We start from the raw sequence: 26,229 nt of genomic DNA, 5'->3' as shown, positions 1-26,229 counted from the left end.
ATTTACTTTTTAGTGCATACAACCTGGTTCCCAAATTGTAGATCCACCTTTGTATAAGCATTCAGTTTTTTATCCTTCATTGCTTTCAGATAAAAAGCCTTAAAATTTTTAAATTTTGTTTCAAGGTCATTCACAGCACCCAAAAACACTACAAAGTCGAGTTTTCTAAGCTGCAGTTCATACCTCCCACCTTCCAGGCGTTGTAAACCTGTCACATGTTTCTTCAGGAAATCATCTTCGTTGATATAACTCAACAAAGGCTGCACTTCCTTCAGTTGTTTTTCAGATATCCCGGCTACCAATGGCACTCTTGCAGAATAGTATTCCGAAAGTGGCATTTTAAGGCCTTGTCTGTCAATATAATAAGTGTTTTCCCCAAATACCCTCGCAAGCGGTTTGCGCTGGGTTATTTCAGCCCCCAATTTTCCATCAACGGTCATGAAGACTTCTGCATTTTCCACCATTTCATGAGCCTCCAACAGGGACTCCACCCTATTCAAATCTAAAGTTTCTTTTCCTACACTCTTGACGCGGACTTCATTTTGTATTAACAATTTATTAACCGCTTCCTCAGTGAGATAGAGATTTTCGTCGTTGGTAAAATGCAGGTTTACTTCCGAAAGAACACGGGTGCTATTGCGTTTTTCAGCGAATGCAAATAAAACGAACACTGCGCCAATGAGCAAGAATGTTTTTATGTAATTCCAGTTAATTTTCACCTCTCAACGTTCTTGTGATTTTACCTACTTCCTCACCAATATCGCCGGCTCCCATAACAATCACAACCTCAGGATGCTTTTGTTTTATTACTTCGGAAAGCCGGTTTTTTGACACCAGTTCTTTTATCTCATTTGTTACTTTTTTGAGCAGCCATTCCGAAGAAATTCCCGGAATCGGTTCTTCACGGGCCGGATAAATATCCAGCAACAACAGCTCGTCAAACAGCGAAAGGCTCTCTGCAAAACCATCTGCAAAATCCCTCGTCCGGCTAAAAAGATGCGGCTGAAAAACTGCCAGTACTTTTTTACCGGGATGCATTTCGCGCACCGCCTGATGTACGGCCGCTATTTCTGCAGGATGGTGCGCATAATCATCAATGAGCACCAGGTTCTCTTCCTTAATTCGGTAGGAGAATCTGCGCTGTACGCCTTTAAAAGAAGCTAAAGCATTGGCAAGCAACTCGGGGAGGGCACCGAATTCCATTGCCATTGCCAAAGCTGTAACTGCATTCTGTAAATTATGTTTCCCGGGGAGACTTAGACTAAAGCCCGGGTAAATTCCATTTTGTGTTTTTAGATCAAAGTGATAACTGCCATTTTTGACCTGCACATTTTGTGCACTTATGTCAGCATTATTCTCAACACCAATAGAGATACCGTTCAACGGCAGTCCGTAAGCATGGAATAATTTTCCATCTTCGGGCACTAAGGCTGCGAAAGCCTTGAACGAATCTTTTATCTGGGAGTCTTCTCCATAAATATCGAGATGATCAGCATCCATAGAGGTAATGGCAGCCAGGTTAGGCACCAGCTGTAGAAAGGACCGGTCAAATTCATCAGCCTCTACCACCATCGCAGTATTCCCTTCCAACAGAAGATTTGTGTGGTAATTTTCACTTATACCTCCTAAAAAAGCTGTTATCTCATAACCGCAGGACTTTAGCAAATGGGCAAGCATTGTACTGGTAGTTGTCTTACCATGGGTACCGGCGACTGCCAGGGTAAAATACCCTTTTGTGAGGTTCCCAAGTACCACGGCACGTTTCTCCATTCGGTAACTGTCTGCCGTAAAATGCAGGTATTGCGGATGATCTTTTGGTATAGCAGGAGTATAAACGATCAGGGATCCTGAATCTTCCAAAAATGCCTCCGGAAGGGCTTCTACTTCATTAGAAGTGATCACCTGAATTCCTTCAGCCTCCAATTCCCGGGTGAGCTCAGAATGGGTACGGTCATAACCAGCCACGTTCTTTCCCTGCGCGTTAAAATAACGAGCCAGGGCGCTCATCCCGATGCCGCCTACGCCTATGAAATAGACATTTTGTATGTTGTCGTAGTGACCCATTTAATGCATTGTACTTAATAGTTTCTCCACTTCATTCACAATATTGCCCGTTGCGAATGGTTTCTCCAGTTTCTTGATATTTTTGGCCAGGCTTTGCATTTTTTCTTCTGTTTCCACCAGTGGGAAAAAGATAGATTTGAACGCCTGGTCTAAATGACTTTCCGAAAGCACCACTGCGGCATCTTTTTCAGCCACCGCCATGGCATTTTTTGTTTGATGATCTTCAGCCACATTGGGCGACGGAATGAACAAAACCGGTTTGCCCACGATGCACAGTTCTGAAACTGTTCCGGCTCCTGCCCTGGAGATAATGATATCTGCCGCCGCATATGCCAGATCCATGCGCTTCAAAAAAGCGAAAGTTTGCACGCCTTCTTTTTGTCCGTATTTCTCGTATTCTTCTATATAAAGGCTTCCGGTCTGCCAGATCAACTGAAGGTTGTGTTTTTCGAAATCCCGCAGGTTCTCTTCTATCAGTTCATTGATCTTTCTTGCGCCAAGGCTTCCGCCTAATACGAGCACCGTTTTTTTCTCTGGGTCAATTCCGAAGAATTTTTGTGCCTCTTCCCGCTTTTTCTCCACATCCAGAAGATCCTGCCGCACCGGATTTCCGGTGAGCACTAGCTTTTCGGCAGGAAAGAAGCGCTCCATGTCCGGATAAGCAGTGCAAATTTTATCGGCTCCTTTTGCAAGAAGCTTGTTGGTAATTCCCGGATAGGAATTTTGCTCCTGAATTAGAGTGGGAATATTTTCCCTGTTTGCCATCTGCAGTAATGGTCCGCTGGCAAAACCACCGGTCCCAATAACTACATCGGGTTTAAAATTTTTAATTATATCACGCGCCTTCCAAAGGCTCTTTACCAATTTTACGGGAAAAAGCAGATTTTTGGCAGTTAATCTGCGTTGAATTCCGCTTATCCACAGCCCTTCGATCTTATAACCTGCTTCCGGTACTTTTTCCATCTCCATCCGGTCCTGAGCTCCTACAAAAAGGATCTCGGCAGTGGGATAGCGCAGTTTTATTTCGTTGGCAATAGAGATTGCCGGGAAAATATGTCCGCCGGTTCCGCCTCCGGAAATGATGACCCGTAAATTTTTCATATCGCCTCGCTTAAAATTTCCAGCGGATTCTCTTCATCCACTAATGTTTCACTTTCCTCTTTTTGGATCTCCTCCTGCCGTTTAGCACTTACACTAAGAACCATCCCAAGGGAAAGACAGGTCATCCAGATCGAAGAACCCCCGCTACTAATGAGCGGCAAGGTTTGACCGGTGACCGGAAATAGTTCTACTGCCACAGCCATATTCACCAGGGCCTGGAAAATAATAGGCAAGCCGACTCCAATGGTGAGCAGTTTTCCAAAAACAGTATTGGCTTTAGTAGCCACAATAATTATTCTAAAAAATAGCATCAGGTAGGCGAGCATTACTCCAAATGCTCCAATAAGCCCCATTTCTTCTACGATAATCGCATAAATAAAGTCGGAAGAAGACTGCGGAAGAAAGTTTCGCTGCACGCTTTTTCCAATTCCTTTTCCGGTTACACCACCACTCGCTATCGCAATCTTTGCTTTTTCGATCTGGTAATCGGCTTCAGTTACTTCATCATTGGTAAAAGTTTCTATCCGGCTAATCCAGGTATCGACCCGGTTTGGAAACAATCCGGGAAAAGCTTTGGCCGTTAACATGAACAAAGCCAGACATACTATTCCGGTTCCAATAATGATCATCAGGTATTTCCAGGGATAACCTCCAATAAAGGTCAGCACCAACACCATAAAGAAAAGGATAGCCGTGGTTGAGAAGTTCGCCGGAAGAATTAGACCTAACACAGCAGCCACCGGTAACCAAAGTGGAATGATAGACTGCTTAAAAGTGAAGGTTTGATCTTTCATTTTTGCCAGGTATCGTGCTACATAAGCGAGCAACACTACCGAAGCTAAAGTGGACGTCTGGAAAGTCTTATTGATAAACGGTATCGAGATCCACCGGCTGGCGTTCGCCCCGTCAATGACCATTCCCTGTGAAACAGTAAAGATCAGCAGCAGGATGAGCAGCGGCAGCATGAGGATCGACAATCCAACAAAATAGTGATATGGTACCTTATGGATAAAGAACATGATGACAAATCCCAGGAACAGGTAAATAAAATGGTTCACCAGGTATGGGAAAGTACTGCCATCGCCATACAGATAAGCCAGGTTACTACTGGAACTGTAGACAGGCAAAAATGAAAAGATAGCCAGAAGTGCCGCCGACGCCCAGATCATTTTATCTCCTTTTATCCTGGAAAAAATACTTATCATTCCTTTTTTGTTCTTCTTCTGTTACTTATAAGTTGCGGACGGCGTCCTTGAATTTTCTACCCCTGTCTTCATAGTTCTCAAAAAGGTCAAAACTGGCACAGGCCGGAGAAAGCAATACAGTATCCCCTTTTTCAGCAAACTGATACGCCTGCTTCACTGCCTCTTCCATTGAACGGGTTTCAACAATCAGGTCTACACAATTTCCGAAGGCATTAAGAATAGGCTCATTATTCACACCAAGGCAAATAATAGCTTTTACTTTTTCATTCACCAACGGCAACAATTCCGCATAGTCGTTTCCTTTATCCACACCGCCAACGATCCACACTGTCTCAGACTCCATGCTCTCCAAAGCATAATATGTAGCGTTTACATTGGTGGCTTTAGAATCATTTATATACTGTACGTTATTAATTTTCAGAACTTTTTCAAGCCGGTGTTCCACACCCTGGAAACTTCCCATACTCTCGCGAATGGTAGCTTTTCTGATCTTTAATAGTTGTGCAACAGTTGCGGCTGCCATGGCATTCTTGGCATTGTGTTTTCCTTCAAGGGTTAGATTTGATGTAGGCATGGTTATTTGCGAATTATCAATGGTAATAACAAATTGGTCGTTTTTTATATAAGCGCCGTTTTTCAGTTCCTTCTCAAGGGAAAAAGGCATTTTTCGAGATCTAATAGGGTGGTTTGTGAGCCATTTATCAATAACGGCGTCATCTGCATCGTAAATGAAATAATCTTCTTCAGTTTGGTTTTTTGTGATCCTGAACTTTGAGGCGATGTACTCCTCAAAATTGTAATGGTAGCGGTCCAGGTGATCTGGAGTTATATTCAGAAGAACCGCAATATGTGGCCGAAAATCTTCTATCCCATCCAGCTGAAAACTGCTAAGTTCCAGCACATAGTGGTCAACTGAAGTTTCGGCTACCTGCCGGGCAAAACTCTGCCCTACATTACCGGCCATTCCCACAGCCAGACCACCATTTTTCAAAATGTGGTAAGTGAATTTCGTGGTCGTGGTCTTGCCGTTACTTCCGGTAATTCCCACTATCGTGGCATTGGTAAAGCGGGAAGCGAACTCGATCTCTGAGATCACCTCGATCCCTTTTCCGCGTAGGCGATTCACCAGTGGTGCATCTTCCGGAATGCCGGGGCTCTTCATAACCAGATCGGCTTCCATTATCTTTTCTTCGGAATGCCGCTCTTCTTCCCAGTCGATTTTATATTCCTCTAATAGCTGTTTGTATTTATCAGCTATTTTTCCCTTATCAGAAACAAACACACGGAAGCCTTCCTTCTTTCCAAGGATGGCAGTACCCACACCGCTTTCACCTCCTCCTAAGAGAACGAGAAACCGCTGATCGCTTTTCCTATGTGTTTCTTTTTTGACCACTCTATCTGATCTTTAAGGTTACTATGGTTACAATAGCGAGAAAGATCCCAATGATCCAGAACCTCACTACAATCTTACTTTCATGAAAGCCGGCTTTTTGAAAATGATGGTGCAAAGGCGACATGAGAAAAACCCTTCTTCCCTCACCATACTTTTTGCGGGTATATTTGAACCAGCCCACCTGCATTACTACTGAAAGATTTTCTATTAAAAATACCCCGCATAAAATGGGGATAAGCAGTTCTTTTCTTGTTGCCAAAGCCAGCACGGCTATGATCCCTCCAATAGTCAGACTTCCGGTATCACCCATAAAGACTTGTGCCGGGAATGTGTTGTACCAAAGGAATCCTACCAAAGCTCCTGCAAAAGCCGAAATATAAATCGTCATTTCCCCGGTCCTTGGGATGTACATGACGTTTAGGTAATCTGAGAAAACGATGTTACCCGATACCCACGCAAAAATTCCCAGGGTGAGGACAATTATTGCCGAAGTTCCCGCCGCGAGTCCGTCAATGCCATCAGTTAGATTAGCTCCGTTAGATACCGCTGTCACGATGAAGATCACGATAGGAATGAAAATAAGCCACGCGTACTGTGACCATTCCGGGTTGATCCAGGAAATAAGACTGGCGTAATCGAATTCGTTATTCTTTACAAAAGGAATTGTGGTCTTCGTTGATTTTTCTTCTTTTGAAACATCTTCCAGCTCAGGATTGTCGGCCGAAGAGATCATTTCTGTTGGAGAAGCGGTAGCAGGAACCTGCGGATTCTCTTTGATAGTGATGTCCGGGTGAAAATAAATGGTAGCTCCCACAATTACTCCCAGACCCACCTGGCCTATCACCTTAAAAATGCCTTTTAGCCCCTCCTTATCTTTCCGGAAGGTCTTGATATAATCATCCAGAAACCCGATCGCCCCCATCCACAAGGTAGTTACGATCAACAGGATTACGTAAATATTATCGAGTTTTGCAAACAGTAAAACCGGGATCAAAGTTGCGATGATGATAATTATCCCTCCCATAGTTGGAGTTCCCGCTTTTTCGCTCTGGCCTTCAAGCCCAAGATCACGAACACTTTCGCCTACCTGCTTTTTCAGCAAGTAATTAATGATGCGTTTTCCGTAAATGGTAGAAATTCCCAATGAGAAAATGATCGCCATTGCCGAACGGAAGGAGATATACTGGTACAATCTTTCCCCCGGAAATGTATAGGCACTTTCTAAATATTCGAATAAGTGATATAGCATACTCTTAGCGTTTCTTCCCGGAAGGGATTATTTCTTCAGTTCTTTTAAATATTCTGTCACGATCTTGAGATCATCAAAATCTTTTCGTACTCCATTGATCTCCTGGTAAGTTTCATGACCCTTCCCGGCGATCAGGATTATATCGTTCTTCTTGGCCAGCTGGCAGGCAGTTTTAATTGCCTGTCTGCGGTTCGTGATAGACATGATCTTTTTATAGTTCTGTGGCTCTACGCCGGCCTCCACCTCCTCAATGATCTTATCAGGATCCTCGGTACGCGGATTATCACTGGTAAACACCACTTTAGTACTTAAAGCCGAAGCAATATGTCCCATTTTTGGGCGCTTAGTACGGTCGCGGTCTCCACCACATCCAACCACAGTGATCAATTCCTCATTTTTTGTCCTAATGCTATTGATGGTGTCTAACACATTCTGAAGAGCATCAGGCGTATGCGCATAATCCACTATGGCGGTGATCTTGTCTTCGGAAATGAAATATTGGAAGCGGCCGCTTACGGCGGTCAACTCGCTTATGTATTTCAGGCTTTCAATGGTTGTAAGACCTAATAATTCCGAAGCGGCATAGATCGCCAGGATGTTATAAGCATTAAAGGTTCCTATCAGTTTGGTCCACACTTCCTGATCGTTGACCTTCAGCAGTAATCCGCCAAAATCATTTTCAAGGATCTGGGCCTTATAATCGGCAACAGATTTGAGGGCGTAGGTATATTTTTTTGCTTTTGTATTCTGAAGCATCACCCGGCCGTTCTTGTCATCAACGTTTGTCAAGGCAAAAGCTGAAGCAGGTAAGTGGTCAAAAAAGGCTTTTTTGACATCCCTGTATTCAGCAAAGGAATTGTGATAATCCAGGTGTTCATGAGAGAGATTGGTAAATATCCCGCCTGCAAACACAAGTCCGGTGGTACGATGTTGCGCTATCCCGTGGGAGCTCACTTCCATAAAGCAGTACTCCACTCCGGCGTCATTCATCATCTTCAGGTAACGGTTGATCGTAAGGGAATCCGGGGTAGTATGTGTGGCCGGAAATTTCTCATCTGCCACCAACACCTGCACGGTAGAAAGTAATCCCACTTTGAAACCTGCTTTTGTGAAAAGCTGGTAAAGCAAAGAGGCCACTGTAGTTTTACCATTCGTACCGGTAACACCAACCAACTTCAGATTTTTGCTGGGGTTTCCGTAGAAGTTGTCTGCCATTATAGCCAGAGCTTCCTGGCTGTTCTTTACCCGAACATAAGTAACCCCGTTGATGGTCTTCTCCGGAATTTCTTCACAAATGACAACCAAAGCACCATTTTCAACTGCTTTTTGAATAAAATCATGTCCGTCTGACTGGGTGCCGCGAATTGCAACAAAGACATCATTCAATTCCACTTTTCGGGAATCAAAATGAATGTCCTTGATGGTGACATTGGTGTCACCTATGACGGCTTCCAGAGAAACTTTGTACAATATGTCTTTTAACCTGCTCAACCTAGTTTAAGTTTTATTACCCGGTTTTCGGCAATTTTGCTACCGGGTTCAATTGACTGCTGCTGCACTTCTCCACTACCTATGAGGCTTACTTCTAGCCCCAGGTTCTCAAGTACCGAAATGGCATCCATAGCAGGAAGGCCTTTCACGTTAGGTACTACATCTTCTGCGTTTCGGGCAGTAGCAAAATATTTCTGAAAATTCTTTTCCACAGGAGGGTCGGTCACCTCAAGGGATTCAAATTCTTCCACTTCCGGATTATCTGTAAATATTTTCTGGGCGATCCTTTTAAAAACAGGACCACTAACATCGGCTCCGTAATAGCCCACTTTATTATTGGGTTTGTGAATAACCACGATACACGAGTACTTCGGTTTTTCCGCAGGGAAGAAACCTACAAAAGAGGAAATGTAACGTGGATTAGAGGGCCAGTCTTTCATCCAGTATTCGGTTTGAGCCGTACCTGTCTTTCCTGCCATTGAAAAGTTAGGATCATAAAGGCTTTTTCCGGTACCTCTTTCCACCACGTGCTTCATCATGTCTTTCACCTTCTCTACTGTCTCCTTACTACAAATTGCCGGATCAATAACCTTTTTATCAAAACGTTCAATGGTCTTATCCCATTCCTTCACTTCCTTGATGAAGCGGGGCTTCAACATCTCGCCATCATTAGCTATTGCATTGTAAAATGTCAAAGTTTGTAAAGGGGTCAACTGAAGACTTCCGTATCCATACGCCATCCATGGCAAGGATAGTCCTGACCATTTTTTATCTCCAGGGGCAGGAATATAGGGATCGCCTTCCCCTTTTATAGACAGCCCTAATTTTTCATCCAGGTGCATAGCCTTCAGCTTGTCTACAAATTTTTGTGGCTGATCTTTATAATTTTCATAAATGAGCTTTACTATCCCCACATTGGAGGAAACCTCAAAAGCTTTTGCTGCGGATATCTTTCCGTAGCCACCGCGATGAGAATCTCTAACTTTTCTGCGGTAAATAGTAATCTCCCCTTTTTCGGTATCTACTACGGTACTGGTGTCTATCACCTTATCCTCAAGTGCCACAATCATGGCCATCAGCTTAAAGGTAGAACCCGGTTCGTGAGTCTCACCAACCGCGTAATTTAATTTTTCGAAATACGTACCTTGTGAGGTGCGGCCCAGATTAGAGATAGCTTTCACTTCGCCTGTTGCAGTCTCCATGACCACCACCGATCCGTGATCTGCTTCGTACTTTTCAAGTTGCTTTAGCAAGGCATGGTGCGCTATGTCCTGGATTTTCACATCAATAGTAGAAATCAGGTCATACCCATCTTTTGGTTCTACTTCATTATTATCACTAATAGGTTTCCACTGACCTTTTGCGATCTTCTGCTTTAGTCGGTGTCCTTCCTTTCCTCTCAAATAAGGTCCAAAGGCGCCTTCCAGGCCGACGCGGGTATAATAACCATTTTCATCCTGCCGCTCATAACCTACTGTTCTTTCAGCCATTTTTCCTAAAGGATGTTCCCGCACGGTGCGCTGCTCCACAATAAGTCCGCCGCGGTTAGCACCCATCTTGAACATGGGGAAATTCTTCACCCTCATGTATTCCGAATAGCCAAGGTTTCGGGCGATAAGTAAATACCGGTGACGGTTGGCTCGAGCTGTTCTTAATTTCTGTGCCCAATCTGAACTGCTCTTCCCGAACATTCTGGAAAGCTCTTTTGAAAGGGGTGTAATCTGTTCCTGGAAATCTTTATCTGCCACGGTCACGGCATCAAAGCGGATGTCATATTTTGGAACTGAAGTAGCGAGTAAGTTACCGTTCGCGTCATAAAGGTTTCCGCGGTTGGCAGGAATGACAAAGTTCTTGTAAGTACGCTCTTCGGCCAGCTCCTTGTATTTTTCGCCTTCCACAATTTGAATGTTGAGCAACTTGATACCTACCGCGATTGCAAAAATGAAGATGCAGGCAGTCACAACATAGATCTTGGTCAATATGTGCTTTTCGGTAGTAGCCATTCAGCAGTTATTCTTTTTCTTTGATCACGATCTTGGTAGGCGGCACCTCCGAAGGCTTTAGCCCTCTTTCAGCCATTCTGCGGCTAATGGTAGATTCCATTTTTAGACGCATAAGGTTCGACCTGCTATCCAGGAATTCACTTCTCAATTCCAGGACCTCATCATTCATTCGGGCAATTTGATGCACTTTCCTCTCGGCACTGTGAGAGCTTCCAATCATAATAATTGCCAGCAGGGTGCAAAAAAGAATAAACCTCCAGTTCTTAAAAGCATCATTGCTTACCAGAAATTTACCTTTTAGTATGTCGTACAGACTTTCCTTCATCTTACCTTTCTGCAACTATATTTTTTCAGCGATCCTGAGTTTAGCACTCCGGGCGCGATTATTCTTCTTTATTTCTTCGGAAGAAGGGACGATCAACTTCCCCACTTTTTTAAACGGAACTGTAATATTTCCATAGAAATCTTTTTCCGGCTCACCTTCAAACATTCCGCTTCTAATGAACCTTTTAACCAGCCTGTCTTCCAGAGAGTGGTATGAGATAAGGCTTAAGCGGCCTCCGGACTTTAGAAGCCCTTCAGTTTGTAAAAGGAATTCTTTAAGCACCTCAATCTCCTGGTTCACTTCGATCCTGATAGCCTGATAGATCTGTGCAAGGATCTTATGTTCCTTTGCTGCAGGAAGGAATGGCTGCAGGATCTCCTTGAGTAGCTCGCTGGTTTTGATCTCGCCTTCCTTTCGGGCAGAGACAATAGTGCGGGCAATTTTAGGAGCATTTCGAAGCTCTCCGTATTTCGAAAGCACATCCCTCAGCTGCTTCTCCTCGTAGTTATTAACCACCTCAAAAGCACTTAATGTACTTTCTTGGTTCATTCTCATATCAAGTTCAGACTCAAAACGAGTTGAAAAACCCCGTTCAGCCACATCGAACTGATGAGAGGAAACTCCAAAATCACCAAGAATGCCGTCCACTTTACGAATCCCGTAGAACCTTAAAAATCTTTTTATAAATCTGAAATTCTCATTGATCAGGGTAAATCGCTCATCGTCAATCGCATTCTCCAACGCATCTTTATCCTGGTCAAAAGCAAATAGTTTTCCGTTAGGCCCTAACCTGCTCAGGATCTCCCGCGAATGCCCGCCGCCACCAAAAGTGACGTCCACATAAACGCCGGAAGGCTGAATATTCAGCCCGTCCACAGTTTCTTTGAGTAAAACGGGATTATGGTAACTCATTTACATTAATAGTTGTATTACCCATTACTTCCTGGGCCAGTTTGGCAAATTCTTCCTGAGGTGTATCGATCACGTTCTCGTATTTATTCTTATCCCATATCTCGATGATATCTATGGGAGCCGTCAAAACGATCTCTTTTTCTATTCCCGCGATCCTGATAAGATCTTTCGGGATCAATAACCTTCCATTTCCATCCACTTCCACCATTTTTACGCCGGCAGTGAATTGCCTGATAAAACTGGCTATTTTGGGATCGAACCTGTTCAGGCTGGCCATACGCTTCATTAGCTCATTCCAGCGCTCCATTGGGTATAGCTCAAGACATGGCTGAAAAACGGAACGCTTCAGCACAAAACCCTCGTGCAGAATTGGTTCCATCTGCTTCTTGATAGGAGCAGGTACCATCAGCCGCCCTTTGGCGTCTACCTTACATTCATATGTCCCAATGAGATTTACCACCTGAATAGTTTACGATTCAAATATATTGAAAATTAAACCACATTTTACCACTTTTTACCACATTGTTAATAAATTCTTACCACCTTCCCCACCAATCTCTACTGAAACCAACTACTTGAAGCAGTTTTAGTTGTATTAGAAAAATGTTAAAAATTTTTCTGCCTCAGGTATTTTCCTGAAACTGAACCGGGCAATTTTCAAATGCCTTACCTCAAGAGTGTAAGTGAAAAGCTTTATACTTGTGGTGAATTCGCTATATTTGCGAAGCTAACAGCAAAGGCAACCAATGAAAAACAATTTACGGGAAGAAGGGAAGTTCAGTTATGTAGAGGAAGGAGAAGGAACCCCTATCATTATCCTGCACGGATTAATGGGTGGATTGAGTAATTTTGAGGGAGTACTGAATTATTTCCCCCAACACGGCTACAAAGTAATTCTTCTCAAGTTACCACTTTACGACCTGTCTCTTCTTAAGACAAGTGTTGCTAATTTCGCCAAATACCTAAAGGAATTCATTGCTCATAAAGGTTATTCTGAAGTTATTCTGTTGGGAAATTCTTTGGGAGGTCATATTGCGCTTTTATGCACTAAGCTTTTTCCGCAGTATATTAAAGCTCTTGTAATAACCGGAAGTTCGGGTCTTTACGAAAGCTCCATGGGAGAAAGCTATCCAAAAAGGGGAGATTACGAATACATTCGTAAAAAAGCTGAAAATGTTTTCTACGACCCAAAAATTGCAACAAAAGAGATCGTAGATGACGTCTTTGAGACGGTCAACGATCGTAATAAATTGATCAAGACCCTGGCGATAGCGAAAAGCGCGATAAGGCACAACATGTCTAAGGACCTTCCAAAAATGCTTACCCCAACCTGTATCATCTGGGGGCGCAACGATAATGTTACTCCGCCGGAGGTTGCAGAAGATTTTTACCGCCTGCTGCCAGACGCCGACCTGTTTTGGATCGAAAAGTGCGGACACGCTGCCATGATGGAGCATCCCGATGCCTTTAACGAGATCCTCTACAAATGGTTGACCGACAGGAACCTGTAAACTACTCGGAATGAAGATCAAATCGGCCGAATTCGTTATAAGCAACAGCGATGTTTCTAAATGCCCGGCCAGTCAATTGCCTGAATATGCATTCATTGGACGCAGCAATGTGGGAAAATCATCCCTCATCAACATGCTCACCCATCGCAAGGATCTTGCGAAGACTTCAGGCCGCCCCGGAAAGACCCAGCTAATAAACCATTTTTTGATCAACAACAGCTGGCACCTTGTTGACCTTCCCGGCTACGGTTATGCACGGGTTTCCAAAAGTGCCAAAAAAACCTTTCAGAAATTCATCACGGCTTATTTTGAAAAAAGGGAACAAATGCTCTGTGCCTTCGTGCTCATTGACAGCCGTCATGAACCTCAAAAGATCGACCTGGAATTTATGGAATGGCTTGGGGAACATCACATTCCCTTCTGTATAATCTTCACAAAGACCGACAAACTGAAACCCGGTGCGCTGCAACGTAATATCAACAACTACCAGGGGAAGATGCTGGAGACCTGGACCGAAATGCCACAGTATTTTGTAACCTCCTCCTCCAACGGTACAGGCCGCGATGAAGTACTTGACTTCATCCAGAGTATTAATGACGGAATCCTTCCAAAGGAATAATCAACTCTACTTTTTCTTAAGCTCCATTTTTTCTGCAAAGTACTCACAGAAGTCTTTCATGGTATCCCTCATTTTATCATCCTGAGTAGCTCGGTAAAAAGTATCGCTCATAGTCACCAGGGTTTGATGAAAGAACATTTTCATTTCATCCAGCGGCATATCTTTAGTCCACAGGTCGATCTTCAAGGTCTCCTTTTGCTGCCCGTCCCACATGCTCAACATCATGGCCTTGGCCTCCTGATTCTCCACTCCCCCATCTTCTGCACTCCAGTGCAATTCTTCCGGCACCCGATTCTCATCAAGGGATACATTGATATTTATGTTTGATTTCTTAGCTATTGCCATTACTTCTTAGGTTTATAATTTGATTTATTAAATATGGTTTCCGCATCGGTCTGCAACATCTCCTGCACAGGAACCTCTTGCTTTTCCATATATCTTTTCACAATCTGCCAGCCAATATATTGCCCTAACCTCGCAGGAGCTTCATTGTCCAGCTGCAGGAAGAACTTTGAAAAAGGTGCGGGATATAGAAATCTGGTATGTAATTCAGTGTCTGAGGAGTACAGCAGTTCCTGTTCTACAAAATACCGCCAGATCTGGTCTTCATTATTTTGCGCCCATTCCAGCTCTTCTTCTGTATATCCCATTTTTCGGGCATCATCTGCGAAAGGGATCAACCTGTCTTTGAGATAGAGGATCTTCCCATAGTAGATCATATGAGCAATAAAGTTGCGGGACCGCGGTTTGGGGGTAACCCTTAACCCAAAAGCTGCTGCCACGTCTGGCAGGATCTGCTCGGGCTCAAAATTCTTCCTGATGTATTCCTGCACTCCCTGGTAAAGGAGATTATCTTTTCCCAGGTAAGTGTCGAGTGAGATCAATACCAGAGAGTCTGTCCACACCACCTGGTTGCGGTAATCAACATCTGAGGTGAGGGTGACAACCTTCGGAATGTTTTGCTGAGGAAAATAATATTTCACATGCTGAAAAAGGCTCTCCAGGTCAAACTCTAATTGCTGCAGGTTCGGAAATTTTTCGGTCACGGCAGTATTCAGTTCCAGCTGAATGGTGTCCTGCATTTTTTCTATCCAGACGCTGTCTGGAAACTGCTTCGGAAAGAGATACGGAAAATCCCTTTTTAGGCCCGGCAGGCTATCGCCGGTAGCATTTGCAAAACGCTGATCGAACCTGGAAAGATCAACCTCCACAGGAATTTTTGAGATCTCTGCTTCCCGCTCATCCTCCTCAGCACAGGAAAAAAGAACGGCAAGAAAACAGCAAAAAATCAGTTTTTTCAGCATTTAAGAAGGGTTTAACGACAGGGCCTTTTTAATAAAGCCAGTGAAAGCCTATTTTTGTTAACAAAGATATTATTTCCAGCTTAAAAAGCACAACTTATGCAAACTGAAAAAGTTATAGATCATATTGTACATTGGCTAAAAACCTACGCTTCTGCTGCCAATATGAATGGGTTTATTGTAGGAGTGAGCGGCGGAGTTGATTCCGCAGTGGTATCTACCCTTTGCGCGCGCACCGGCCTTCGCACTCTTTGTGTGGAAATGCCCATTCACCAGGCACCAGATCAGGTGACAAGGGCACACAATCATATTCAGGACCTTAAAAAGAAATTCGCTAATGTGACCGATATTGAGGTGGACCTCACCAATACATTTGAAACCTTTAAAAAGGCAGTACCACAAGTGGAAGCAAGCCCTAATCTGGATCTCAGCCTCGCTAATACCAGGGCACGGCTGCGCATGTCTACCCTTTACTATTTCGCCGGATTGCATAAATACCTGGTTGCCGGTACCGGAAACAAAGTAGAAGACTTCGGAGTTGGCTTTTATACCAAATACGGGGATGGTGGTGTCGACCTCAGCCCTATCGCCGATCTTATGAAAAGTGAAGTGTATGAGGTGGCACGGGCATTGGGAGTTTCTGAAAATATAATTGATGCCCCACCCACAGACGGTCTGTTTGGAGATAGTCGTTCTGATGAAGACCAGATTGGCGCAACTTACGATGAGCTGGAATGGGCTATGAGGGAAGCTGAAAAAGGCAAAAAACTGGAGAATTTCTCAGGAAGGGAAAAAGAGGTCTTCAGGATCTATAAGATGAGGCACGGAGCAAACAAACATAAAATGGAACCAATCCCGGTTTGCGAGATCCCTCTTCATCTAAAATAATTGTACTTCATCGAAAAAATTGGTGTAGGAAGAAATTAGGAGTTAACTTTCATTCTCCCCCACCAGACACTTTTTAAACTAACATTCAGAATTTTACGGGACCCTCACAAATGAAATTCTTTGTGCTAAAATTCAAACAATGACTAAGATACTTATCGCCGACCACCACCCCATCACACGAATGGGAATTTCTTCTCTTCTGGAAAGAGAAGGGGTGTATGAGATTGTGGGTAAAGTGACTAACGGAAAAGACCTTTTCAAAGCGCTACGAAATAAAAATCCGGATGTTCTGATCCTCGAGATCGATCTTCCGGAAATCAATGGAATAACAGCACTCCGCACTATTAAAGCTGAAAACCCCGGGGTAAAGATCCTTATCCTGAGTTGTCATCCCGAAGAGATGTATGCTCTCAACGCCATTAAAGCAGGTGCTGCGGCCTATCTCTCAAAAACAGCAAATACCGATATTCTTAGAGATGCTGTGCACCAGGTGGCAAGAGGAGGAATTTACCTCAATAAAGAAATTAGTGAAAAGATCAATTCCGGCTCCACCCGCTCCAACAGCCTCGTTTCACGCTACAAGAAATTGTCAACGCGTGAGATCGAAGTTTTGAACCTTCTTTCTACCGGAAAAAGGAATAAGGATATTGCCGAAGCGCTGGATATTAATGAAAAAACCGTTAGCACCTACAAGACGCGGCTTTTGAAAAAATTAAGGGTAGATAACCTGGCAGATCTTATCAACCAGTCACGCCTGCTTCAGTTGCGTTCTACATAGCCCGCATGAGCTTTTCGGAGATCTTTTTTCTCAGCTGATCATAATCCATGATCTCCTGCAGGATTTCTTGCGATTCTTCGGAAGAAGAATCGGGAAGCTTTTTGCTCAGATCTTTCACTTTCTCCTTCACCAGGAACCTTCTTAGATTCAGAATGGTTTCCTGTACCATTTGGCCCACACGATCCTCTTTACTTCTAACAAAGATCTCTTTCCCTTCCCAGTTGGAAAGGGCATACCGATCGTCTTCCATTAGAATATCGGTTATCGCCGCCGCTGTTTCCACCGGGATCTCATTCAGGAAAGACTCCTGCACCAGTTCCCCTTCAGCCGTAAACTTCCTAATGATCCTGTCGTAGACCTCCTTAAAATTAGGATTGGCAAACTTCATCTCATCTTCCTGCAGGTCGAGGTAGATCTTCTCATATACCTTGGCCCGATTAATTTCGGGCTCCAGTTTCATTTCTCCTTTATCGTCGATCTTCACCACCAGTTCTTCGAATTCTTCCTCTATAGAACCGTACAACAACAGTAAGCTGATAATGGTCTTCTCCAGTTCGTATTGCTCATTTACCTTGGTTCCGGGAACTGCATCTCCTTTGACCACCTCCATACTGCGAGGTCTTTGAGGAGCTGCCTTTTTCACCTGCCCTCCTGTGAGCTGCGCCAGCGTGGAAAAAAGTACTTCTTCTGAAATATCCATGATTCGTGCGGTCTCCTGCACGTACACTTCCTGCTGAATATTATCGGGAATCTTTGAAATACTGTTCACCATGTCTCTTATGAGACTGGCTTTTTTAACCGGATCATTCTTCGCGTCCTCCATTAGAAGCGAAGCTTTATAGTTCAGGAAGTCCTTAGAATTCTCCTTCAGGTAAAGCCGAATTTCCTCTTCGGTATTCTTCTTTGCAAAACTATCGGGGTCATCACCTTCCGGAAAGGCACAAACCTTCACGTTCATCCCCTGTTCCAGGATCAGGTCGATCCCTCGAATAGAAGCACGCTGTCCGGCCGCATCGCTATCGAAAAGAACCGTAATATTCTTGGTAAGCCGGTTGATCAACCTTATCTGTTCCGGGGTGAGTGCAGTTCCCGAAGAAGAAACTACGTTCTCTATTCCGGCCTGGTTGAATTGGATAACATCGGTATACCCTTCTACAAGATAACAGTTGTCTTCCTTGGAGATCGCCTGTTTAGCGTGGTAGATCCCATAAAGCACTTTGCTTTTATGGTAGATCTCACTCTCCGGGCTGTTAAGATATTTTGCGGCCTTTTTGTCGTTGGTAAGGATACGGCCACCAAAGCCCAGAACCCGGCCAGACATAGACTGAATTGGAAACATAACCCGCCCTTTGAACCGGTCGAATTGCTTTTCACCTTTTACAATGGTCAATCCGGTTTTCTCAAGATATTCCAGTTTGTAGCCTTTGCTCAGAGCTTCATTTGTAAAAGCATTCCAATCGTCCAGACAATAACCTAATTGGAATTTCTCAATAGTTTCTTCAGTAAATCCTCTTTCCTTGAAATAACTCAGCCCAATAGCTTTTCCTAATTCAGTCTTTAAAAGGGTATTTTTAAAATACTTTGCGGCAAATTCAGAAACCAGGTACATACTCTCCCGCTCATCTGCCTGTTCTTTTTGCTCCTGACTCTGTTCAGTCTCCTCAACCTCAATATTATATTTTTTTGCCAGGTATTTTATCGCCTCCGGATAGGTGAAATGCTCATGCTCCATTAAAAAGGCCACCACATTTCCACCTTTTCCGCTGGAAAAATCCTTCCAGATCTGTTTGACAGGAGACACCATAAAACTTGGGGTACGCTCGTCGCTAAAAGGACTCAGGCCTTTGTAATTACTTCCTGATTTTTTCAGGTTTACAAAATCGCCCAGCACCTCTTCTACGCGGGAAGCTTCAAAAACGCGGTCTATGGTATTCTTTGAGATCAAGAACTTTGGGTAGAAAATTTTTTCAAATGTACGATAAAGATAAAAGAAATGGCTTCCAAATTCAGGAAGCCATTTCTAAAACTAACTCAACAATATTTGTTTTTAATTGACATCAAACCGCAGCCCTACAGATATGTTGTGTAACTCAGGATTAGGGTCTTTAAAAATGGTATTCAGGTCATATTTCACATAAAGTGCAGTTCCACCCCAACCAATATAACTGCTTAATCCGTAGATGAAGTCATTAGTATTATAGTCATCTTTCAGTTTTTTCTTGACATTTTCTCCACCCTCTTCATATTTCAGTTTTTGACGTGCTCCCAGGCTAAATCCGGCGTAACCACCTATCCCTAGTTTAAACTGATCTTTGGTGGAGTACCACACACTACGTTCAGTTTCCAATTTTTTGGAAGGCCCAAATTCAAAGTGTACCGGGAAAACCAGGTTGTCCATGCGGAATTTAGATTTATCCAGATCCAGCGGGTATTCCACTAATTCGGTCATGTCACCGTTCTCAACATAATACCGATTATCTGTAGGTTTTAAACCGTTGAACTGAAAAGAGAATCCATAGCGTAAACGCAACCAGTTAGACTCGTCAAAAACCCTTGTTCTCCAGGCAAGGCCTATCTCAAAGAAACGGCTGCCACCAATCTTGAAATCAGAATCATTGGGAGATTGCCCGTCTTCCAGGGCGTTGTTGAACCCTGCGGCCACCACCAGGTGGGTGGAGGTACGACTGTAATGGCTCTTGTGATACCACTTGTCTTCGTCCTCATTCGAATCATCGTCCTCGTCCCAACTCCAGGTCACCTCTTCTTCCTCACGTTTCAGCAGCGAGATCTGGTTATCAATTATTGCTACCCGGTTCTCAATATTCAGCGCATGTTTTTTAGCAGCTTCACTTTTGAGCCTTTCCGCCTCTTCCCAACCTATCTCTTTATTATCCAATCGTTGATTGATCTTCTCCACCTCCTTCTTAAGGGCTTCTTTTTCTTCGGAAATTATCTTTTGTTTTTCCTTTTCCAGGCGCTCGATCTTAACCTCAACTTTAGTACTGTCTTCCTGGGCCTGTAAAGGGACCGAAGCTAAACTAAGGATAAACAATGCCAGATAAAATGTAACTTTTTTCATGATGATTTAATTTTAAGGCTTAACTGCCCCTCCCGAAAGAGAGGCAAAAAAGCACATTTTTGATGATTGATGATTATTAAGTTTAGTAATTTCTATTTGCTACTGCCGTTTTGGCTTTAGAAAAGCCTTTTTTAAGGACCTCAAAAACCTTCTCTCTAAAGGACTCTTCCAGTTCGAATTCCACCTCGTCCAAAAGCTCCTCCGAATCGAATTGCTGAGCGGCATAAGCAGGATCATTTTGTATCTCTGTCCTTGCCATTTGCAGTAAAGCTTCAACTTCAGAATCTGTGACTTTAGTATTTTTCTCACCTTCGTCAGCAACTTCTGCCACCACGGTATTACTTGTAAATTCTGTTTTTACTTCTGGTTCAACAACAACTTCTTCCTTAGAGGTATTTTGGGCCACCAGAACATCTTCAGTTTTTGCCCTTTTTGGAACCTCAGGCTTTTTTTCCTCTTGCGGAATACTTTCAACTATAGCTTCGGTTTGTTCTTCCATAACCTGCGGAGCTTCAACAATGGCATCTTGAGGTGTAGTAGTTCCTGAATTCTCTTCGACCTTAATTCCTTCCGAAGGAGTTTCCACAACCACAGGAGTTTCATCAATAGGGCTACTACTAAAGACACTGCCTATGACCAGGGCGATCACCAGTACAGCCGCGGCCATTCCAATCCACCACAGGTAAGGCTTTTGCCTGCTCTTATTATTTTCAAGCCTGCTCTCCAGCCTGCTCCAGCTATCGGCTGAAGGAGTGATCTCCCTCTGACTCAGCTGTTTTTTTACGTGTTCTTCAAATTTGACCGGTTCCATAACCTGTAGCTTTTTCTATGTTCAACTTTTCCTGCAGCATCTTCCTCGCTTTGAAAAGCTGCGATTTGGAAGTCCCTTCAGAAATGTTCAGCATTTTTGCTATTTCTGAATGTTTATAACCTTCTACCGCATATAATACAAAGACCATTTTGTAACCTTCCGGAAGGCTGTCGATCAGACTCTGAATATGATCGGCATTCAATTCTGCGGTAACGGGATCAAAGGAATAGTGATTTCCAATTATCTCCTCCTCTTCCTGAAATTCAACTTTCTTCTGAGAACGAAGGAATGAGATAGCTTCCCTGATCATGATCCGCCGTACCCAACCTTCAAAACTGCCCTCATCCCTGAAATCCTTCAGATGCGTAAACACCTTGTAGAAGCCGTTTAACATCACTTCTTCAGCATGATGAAGATCTTTGACGTATTGCCTGCAAACGCTGAGCATCTTGCCCGAGTGCACTTCATACAGTCGCTGCTGCGCTTCCCGGTTTCCGCGGGCAGCACGTTTGATGATCTGAGATTCGTTCTTAAAGAGTTGAATTACTTTCACCCTCGTTCTTTTAAAAGGCCTTCTATTGACATAGACGCAATTAAATTACAAAAGGTTGCCCGGGTGGAATATTTTTTTTGAAAAAAGTGAGTTTTTGAGCGTTAGGGTGTGTTAAGAGGGCGGTGGACGGAGGATAAAATGTTGCAGGTTGACTGTTGGCTGTTGGCTGTTGGCTGTTGGCTGTTGGCTGTTGGCTAAACTAATTTACAATTCTGGAAACCGAATTGGAATTTGGAATTTATTTCTTCCTCTCGATCACGTAGTTCACCATCAGGATCAATGAATCCTTATAAGGAGAGTCGGGATAATCGTCAAGAATGACAAGGGCTCTTTGCTGAAATTCCTTCATTTTGGCTACAGCATAATCGAGTCCGCCGTTTGCCTTCACAAAAGCAATTACCTCGTTCACCCTTTTCTTATCCTTGTTGTGGTTCTTAACAGAATTGATCAGCCACGCCTTCTCTTTTTCGGAAACCTTATTAAGGGTATGAATCAGCGGAAGTGTCATTTTTTGCTCCTTGATATCTATTCCGGTAGGTTTTCCAATGCGTTCGTTCCCATAGTCGAAAAGATCATCTTTGATCTGGAAGGCCATTCCAATCAATTCTCCAAAAAGGCGCATTTTTTCCACCTCTTCCGAATCGGGCCTTACAGAAGCGGCGCCAAGGCTACAACAGGCCGCGATCAAAGTAGCGGTTTTCTGCCGAATGATCTCGTAATACACTTCTTCGGTGATATCAAGTCGGCGTGCTTTTTCGATCTGCAGCAGTTCTCCTTCACTCATTTCCCGCACAGCGACCGAAATTATCTTCAAAAGATCAAAATCGTTGTTGTCAATAGATAGCAACAGGCCTTTTGAAAGCAGGTAATCTCCTACAAGTACAGCGATCTTATTCTTCCAAAGCGCATTGATGGAAAAGAATCCACGTCGGCGGTTAGAATCGTCGACCACATCGTCGTGCACCAGGGTAGCAGTATGAATGAGCTCAATGACCGAAGCCCCGCGATAAGTACGTTCGTTCACCTCTCCTTCAGAGACCATTTTGGCCACCAGGAACACGAACATAGGTCGCATCTGCTTTCCTTTGCGGTTTACAATAAAATGAGTGATACGGTTAAGAAGGGCAACCTTGGAAGACATGGACTCTGTGAACTTCTTTTCAAAAAGTTCCATCTCATTCTCTACCGGCAGCTTTATTCTGGAGGTTACCTTCATATGGGCTGCTAAGATAGTTAAATCCTGTTGGATTTAACACTTCCGTTTTTCAAAACCTGATTATGATTTATTGGCCAGCTGGCCACAGGCGGCATCAATATCTTTTCCACGGGACCTTCTTACGGTCACGGTAATTCCATTGCGTTCCAATTCGCGCACGTACATATCTGTTGTCGCAGCAGGTGCCTGCATAAAATGATCATCGCCAATAGGATTGTATTCTATCAGGTTGACTTTGCAGGGTACATATTTGGCGAACCGAACGAGGGCATCAACATCTTTCTTGCGATCATTGATCCCTTTCCAGACCACATACTCATAGGTGATACGGCTTTTGGTCTTGGCGTACCAATATTCAAGCGCCTCCCGCAGATCTTCCAACGGAAAAGTAGCGTTAAAGGGCATTATTGAAGTTCTTACCTCATCAATAGCCGAATGTAGGGACACTGCCAGTTTGAACTTCACCTCCTCATCAGCCATCTTTTTGATCATTTTTGGCACCCCCGAAGTGGAGACCGTGATCCTTTTTGGGGACATTCCCAAACCTTCAGGAGAAGTGATCTTTTCAATAGCCTTCAAAACATTGTTGTAGTTCATCAAAGGCTCCCCCATTCCCATAAAGACAATATTTGAAAGTGGCCTGTCAAAATACAGCCGACTCTCATTATCAATTGCCACCACCTGATCATAGATCTCATCAGGATTAAGATTCCGCATTCGCTTCAGTTTGGCGGTAGCACAGAATTTACAGTCCAGGCTACATCCAACCTGCGAAGAAACACAAGCAGTGGTTCGGGTTTCCGTAGGGATTAAAACAGACTCTACAGTTAGATCATCGTGCAGTTTTACGGCATTTTTAATCGTACCGTCGCTGCTGCGCTGCATTTGATCAACCCGAATGTGATTGATGACAAAATTATCATCCAGCATTTGACGTGTTTCCTTAGAGATATTGGTCATATCTTCAAAGGAATGAGCACCTTTTCCCCACAACCACTCGTAAACCTGGGTTCCGCGGAAGGATTTATCCCCCTGCGAAACGAAGAATTGCTGCAGTTGTTCTTTCGTAAGTGCCCGTATGTCTTTCTTTTCGTTTTTCACGCCGCAAAAGTACTAAACTAAATTAGATTTGAATGGACTTCTAAAATGCCATTTTTGATAATCAATAAGTTAGCCACTCTCCGATTCAATATTTTAAATTCAGGATTTAAGATCATGGCTTTTTGAAATTGAATTAAAAATCTTTTTGAAAACAAAAAACCTACAAGGTCAAAAAAGACCTTGCAGGTTTATATTTTTTATTCGAATTCTTATTCTTAGAGGATTAGCATAGCGTCTCCATAAGTGTAGAACTTGTATTTCTCTTTCACAGCTTCAGCATAGGCCTTCTTCATGAATTCATGACCTGCAAATGCAGACACCATCATCAACAAAGTAGACTTTGGTGTGTGAAAGTTGGTGATCATACAGTTCGCGATACTAAAGTCGTATGGAGGAAAGATGAATTTGTTCGTCCAACCGCTGAATTCATTCAGAGTCCTGTTGGAAGAAACGGAACTTTCCAGAGAACGCATTACGGTAGTACCAACAGCACAAACTTTACGTTTTTCAGCAATAGCTTTGTTGATAGTGTCAACAGCAGGCTTTTGAATAAAAGCTTCCTCACTGTCCATTTTATGCTTGGAAAGGTCTTCCACCTCAACAGGACTAAAAGTTCCCAATCCTACGTGCAAAGTAACTTCAGCAAAGTCAATTCCCTTGATCTCTAAACGCTTCAACAGGTGCTTTGAAAAGTGCAGTCCTGCAGTTGGAGCTGCAACAGCTCCTTCTTCTTTCGCGTATATAGTTTGGTACCTCTCCTGATCTTCAGGCTGCACCTCTCTTTTGATGTACTTCGGAAGTGGGGTTTCCCCAAGTTCTGTAAGTTTATTTCTGAATTCTTCGTAAGAACCATCGTATAGGAAACGAAGCGTTCTTCCGCGGGAAGTAGTATTGTCAATTACTTCAGCTACCAAAGATTCATCTTCTCCAAAATAAAGTTTGTTTCCAATCCTGATCTTTCTGGCAGGATCAACCAGTACATCCCATAGACGGGTTTCAGCATTTAATTCTCTCAGCAAAAACACTTCAATACGAGCTCCGGTCTTCTCTTTGTTTCCGAAGAGACGCGCCGGAAAAACCTTGGTATTGTTCAATACCATCACATCATGCGGCTCAAAATAATCGATAAGATCCTTGAACTGCTTGTGCTCAATTGTCTGATCTTTCCGGTTCAACACCATAAGACGTGCTTCATCGCGGTGTTCTGAAGGATATTCGGCCAACAGTTCTGGCGGAAGATCAAAATTGAAGTGTGATAATTTCATTCCCATATGTAAGATAGATTTTAAAAGCTGCAAATATACAACCTGAAGATAGGGGTTGTCAAGTAAATGCAGGTTTATTTAATAAAACTGTCAGTCTGCGCGGTCTAAAGACACCTTAAACTGAAAACATTTTAACCAATCGCAGTATTTTCTATTGAAAAACCAAGAGCGCGAAGATCTTCCCAGAAGCCGGGAAAAGATTTTGACACTACTTCTGAATCTTCAATTTCCAGTGGCACTTTAAGCGCCAAAGGTGCAAAGGCAAGTGCCATCCTGTGGTCATTATAGGTCGCAATTTTTATACCAGATTTTAACTCTTTTGAAGGAACAAAATGCAGCGAATCTGCAGTAATACGCACCTCTCCGCCGAGTTTTTCCATCTCATTCTTGAGCGCCTGTAACCTATCAGTTTCTTTGATCCGTAAAGTGTGAAGTCCGGTGAGATCACATTTGATACCTAACCCAAGGCAGGTAACGGCTATGGTCTGCGCAAGATCGGGGCTGTTTGACAGGTCCAGCACCAGGGTAGCGGGTTTCTTAAAAGGGGTTTTTGAGAGGTGAATAATCTCTCCATTGAAGACCGTCTTAACGCCCAGCTGCTTATAAATACCTGCTACGCTTTTGTCCCCCTGAAGACTACTTTCCTTATAACTCGCCAGGGAAATTTTAGCATCCTCGCTCAATGCCACTATACTGTAAAAGTAAGAAGCCGAACTCCAGTCAGACTCCACTGTCATCTCAGCAGGAGACTGTTTCTCTACAGGATCAATAGTAATAAGGTCGCCGGAAAAGCTTCCGTTGATACCACAGGTCTTCAGTAAACTTAAGGTCATTTCGATGTAAGGCACAGAAGTAACCTTACCGGAGAGCCTGATCCTTAATCCCGAAGGAAGGGATGCAGCTATAAGCATTAAAGCTGAAATATACTGACTGCTGATATTGGAGGCTACCGTTACGGTACTCCCGCTAAGTTCTTTTCCTTTTATCTTAAGGGGAGGATAGCCTTCATTTTTGACATACTCGATATCGGCTCCTAAAGACTTCAGGGCTTCGACCAGGATCTTTACCGGTCGCTCCTGCATGCGTTGGCTTCCCGTGAGCACTACTTCCCTCCCACTTTTAGTAGCAAAATATGCTGTAAGAAAGCGCATCGCAGTGCCGGCGTGATGAATGTCTATCTTTTCTTCATTTGAAGCCAGGGCTTTCAGTAAGACACGAGTATCATCACTGTTGGACAGGTTACTGATCTCTATACCCGGAAAAAGAGCCTGTAGGATCAACAGTCTATTAGATTCACTTTTTGAACCGGTAACCGAGATTTCTCCGGAAACGGATCTGGTTGGATGGGAGATTCGCAGATCCAT

At 43.5% G+C, this 26,229-nt stretch carries 25 protein-coding genes; 4 read left to right on the top strand and 21 right to left on the bottom strand.

Annotated features, from left to right (window positions below; translation table 11 throughout):
• Positions 1–2 precede the first annotated feature (2 nt).
• The 11 genes from ACNORC_RS05460 to mraZ are packed head-to-tail and all read right to left on the bottom strand — an operon-like array spanning position 3 to position 12,203.
• Positions 3–719: a cell division protein FtsQ/DivIB gene (locus tag ACNORC_RS05460; RefSeq protein ID WP_418334588.1), complete on the bottom strand. Its 717-nt coding sequence runs from the start codon at positions 717–719 to the stop codon at positions 3–5.
• A complete protein-coding gene (gene murC, locus ACNORC_RS05455; RefSeq protein WP_418334587.1) occupies positions 709–2,064 on the bottom strand; it encodes a UDP-N-acetylmuramate--L-alanine ligase in 1,356 nt (451 codons plus the stop codon). The genes ACNORC_RS05460 and murC overlap by 11 nt, the downstream gene beginning before the upstream one ends.
• Positions 2,065–3,165: an undecaprenyldiphospho-muramoylpentapeptide beta-N-acetylglucosaminyltransferase gene (gene murG / locus ACNORC_RS05450; RefSeq protein WP_418334586.1), complete on the bottom strand. Its 1,101-nt coding sequence runs from the start codon at positions 3,163–3,165 to the stop codon at positions 2,065–2,067.
• On the bottom strand, positions 3,162–4,370 hold the full coding sequence (locus ACNORC_RS05445) for an FtsW/RodA/SpoVE family cell cycle protein (RefSeq protein WP_418334585.1): 1,209 nt from the start codon (positions 4,368–4,370) through the stop codon (positions 3,162–3,164). The genes murG and ACNORC_RS05445 overlap by 4 nt, the downstream gene beginning before the upstream one ends.
• Before the next feature lie 25 nt (positions 4,371–4,395).
• Positions 4,396–5,763 carry a UDP-N-acetylmuramoyl-L-alanine--D-glutamate ligase gene (gene murD, locus ACNORC_RS05440; protein WP_418334584.1) on the bottom strand — a complete coding sequence of 456 codons (1,368 nt, stop codon included), beginning with the start codon at positions 5,761–5,763 and terminating at the stop codon, positions 4,396–4,398.
• A gap of 1 nt (position 5,764) precedes the next feature.
• Positions 5,765–7,012 (bottom strand): phospho-N-acetylmuramoyl-pentapeptide-transferase, encoded by a 1,248-nt coding sequence (gene mraY / locus ACNORC_RS05435; RefSeq protein ID WP_418334583.1) that lies wholly within the window; start codon positions 7,010–7,012, stop codon positions 5,765–5,767.
• A gap of 27 nt (positions 7,013–7,039) precedes the next feature.
• Positions 7,040–8,503: a UDP-N-acetylmuramoyl-L-alanyl-D-glutamate--2,6-diaminopimelate ligase gene (locus ACNORC_RS05430; protein ID WP_418334582.1), complete on the bottom strand. Its 1,464-nt coding sequence runs from the start codon at positions 8,501–8,503 to the stop codon at positions 7,040–7,042.
• A complete protein-coding gene (locus ACNORC_RS05425) occupies positions 8,500–10,506 on the bottom strand; it encodes a PASTA domain-containing penicillin-binding protein (protein WP_418334581.1) in 2,007 nt (668 codons plus the stop codon). Before ACNORC_RS05425 ends, ACNORC_RS05430 begins: the two co-directional genes overlap by 4 nt.
• 7 nt (positions 10,507–10,513) lie before the next feature.
• A complete protein-coding gene (locus tag ACNORC_RS05420) occupies positions 10,514–10,831 on the bottom strand; it encodes an FtsL-like putative cell division protein (RefSeq protein WP_418334639.1) in 318 nt (105 codons plus the stop codon).
• 15 nt (positions 10,832–10,846) lie between these two features.
• Positions 10,847–11,743: a 16S rRNA (cytosine(1402)-N(4))-methyltransferase RsmH gene (rsmH, locus tag ACNORC_RS05415; protein WP_418334580.1), complete on the bottom strand. Its 897-nt coding sequence runs from the start codon at positions 11,741–11,743 to the stop codon at positions 10,847–10,849.
• The gene (gene mraZ, locus ACNORC_RS05410) at positions 11,730–12,203 is read right to left on the bottom strand and encodes a division/cell wall cluster transcriptional repressor MraZ (protein WP_418334579.1); all 474 of its coding nucleotides are present in this window, start codon (positions 12,201–12,203) and stop codon (positions 11,730–11,732) included. Before mraZ ends, rsmH begins: the two co-directional genes overlap by 14 nt.
• A gap of 286 nt (positions 12,204–12,489) precedes the next feature.
• Between mraZ and ACNORC_RS05405 the strand changes: the two genes are divergently transcribed.
• Both ACNORC_RS05405 and yihA read left to right on the top strand, forming a co-directional pair.
• Positions 12,490–13,254 (top strand): alpha/beta fold hydrolase, encoded by a 765-nt coding sequence (locus ACNORC_RS05405; RefSeq protein WP_418334578.1) that lies wholly within the window; start codon positions 12,490–12,492, stop codon positions 13,252–13,254.
• A gap of 10 nt (positions 13,255–13,264) precedes the next feature.
• On the top strand, positions 13,265–13,873 hold the full coding sequence (gene yihA, locus ACNORC_RS05400) for a ribosome biogenesis GTP-binding protein YihA/YsxC (RefSeq protein ID WP_418334577.1): 609 nt from the start codon (positions 13,265–13,267) through the stop codon (positions 13,871–13,873).
• A gap of 6 nt (positions 13,874–13,879) precedes the next feature.
• Here the strand turns inward: yihA and gldC are convergent, their stop codons facing one another.
• The gene (gldC, locus tag ACNORC_RS05395) at positions 13,880–14,218 is read right to left on the bottom strand and encodes a gliding motility protein GldC (protein ID WP_418334576.1); all 339 of its coding nucleotides are present in this window, start codon (positions 14,216–14,218) and stop codon (positions 13,880–13,882) included.
• On the bottom strand, positions 14,218–15,177 hold the full coding sequence (gene gldB, locus ACNORC_RS05390) for a gliding motility lipoprotein GldB (protein WP_418334575.1): 960 nt from the start codon (positions 15,175–15,177) through the stop codon (positions 14,218–14,220). Before gldB ends, gldC begins: the two co-directional genes overlap by 1 nt.
• 96 nt (positions 15,178–15,273) lie before the next feature.
• Here gldB and nadE point away from each other — a divergent pair, with 96 nt between their 5' ends.
• Entirely contained in the window at positions 15,274–16,062 is a 789-nt protein-coding gene (gene nadE, locus ACNORC_RS05385; RefSeq protein ID WP_418334574.1) for an NAD(+) synthase, read from the top strand.
• A 139-nt stretch (positions 16,063–16,201) separates the two neighbouring features.
• Positions 16,202–16,840, top strand: a complete 639-nt coding sequence (locus ACNORC_RS05380) for a response regulator transcription factor (protein ID WP_418334573.1) — start codon at positions 16,202–16,204, stop codon at positions 16,838–16,840.
• On the opposite strand, the gene dnaG is transcribed toward ACNORC_RS05380, so the two are convergent.
• From dnaG to ACNORC_RS05340, 8 genes are all read right to left on the bottom strand, one after another.
• Entirely contained in the window at positions 16,833–18,785 is a 1,953-nt protein-coding gene (gene dnaG / locus ACNORC_RS05375; protein WP_418334572.1) for a DNA primase, read from the bottom strand. The genes ACNORC_RS05380 and dnaG overlap by 8 nt on opposite strands.
• A gap of 102 nt (positions 18,786–18,887) precedes the next feature.
• Positions 18,888–19,919 (bottom strand): hypothetical protein, encoded by a 1,032-nt coding sequence (locus tag ACNORC_RS05370; RefSeq protein WP_418334571.1) that lies wholly within the window; start codon positions 19,917–19,919, stop codon positions 18,888–18,890.
• Positions 19,920–20,001: 82 nt separating this feature from the next.
• Positions 20,002–20,730, bottom strand: coding sequence for a hypothetical protein (locus ACNORC_RS05365; protein ID WP_418334570.1), 729 nt, complete (start codon positions 20,728–20,730; stop codon positions 20,002–20,004).
• A complete protein-coding gene (locus ACNORC_RS05360; RefSeq protein ID WP_418334569.1) occupies positions 20,711–21,283 on the bottom strand; it encodes an RNA polymerase sigma factor in 573 nt (190 codons plus the stop codon). Before ACNORC_RS05360 ends, ACNORC_RS05365 begins: the two co-directional genes overlap by 20 nt.
• Before the next feature lie 238 nt (positions 21,284–21,521).
• The gene (locus ACNORC_RS05355; RefSeq protein WP_418334568.1) at positions 21,522–22,499 is read right to left on the bottom strand and encodes a polyprenyl synthetase family protein; all 978 of its coding nucleotides are present in this window, start codon (positions 22,497–22,499) and stop codon (positions 21,522–21,524) included.
• Positions 22,500–22,559: 60 nt separating this feature from the next.
• Complete coding sequence (gene rlmN / locus ACNORC_RS05350) at positions 22,560–23,600, bottom strand: dual-specificity RNA methyltransferase RlmN (RefSeq protein WP_418334567.1); 1,041 nt, start codon at positions 23,598–23,600, stop codon at positions 22,560–22,562.
• Positions 23,601–23,815: 215 nt separating this feature from the next.
• Entirely contained in the window at positions 23,816–24,865 is a 1,050-nt protein-coding gene (queA, locus tag ACNORC_RS05345) for a tRNA preQ1(34) S-adenosylmethionine ribosyltransferase-isomerase QueA (RefSeq protein ID WP_418334566.1), read from the bottom strand.
• Positions 24,866–24,996: 131 nt separating this feature from the next.
• The gene (locus ACNORC_RS05340; protein WP_418334565.1) at positions 24,997–26,229 is read right to left on the bottom strand and encodes a 3-phosphoshikimate 1-carboxyvinyltransferase; all 1,233 of its coding nucleotides are present in this window, start codon (positions 26,227–26,229) and stop codon (positions 24,997–24,999) included.

It is taken from the genome of Salinimicrobium soli (assembly GCF_048323655.1).
GTDB classification, from domain to species: Bacteria; Bacteroidota; Bacteroidia; order Flavobacteriales; family Flavobacteriaceae; genus Salinimicrobium; species Salinimicrobium soli.
Note: the sequence above shows the minus strand (reverse complement) of the source record. Positions and strands in the feature narration are given on the sequence as shown.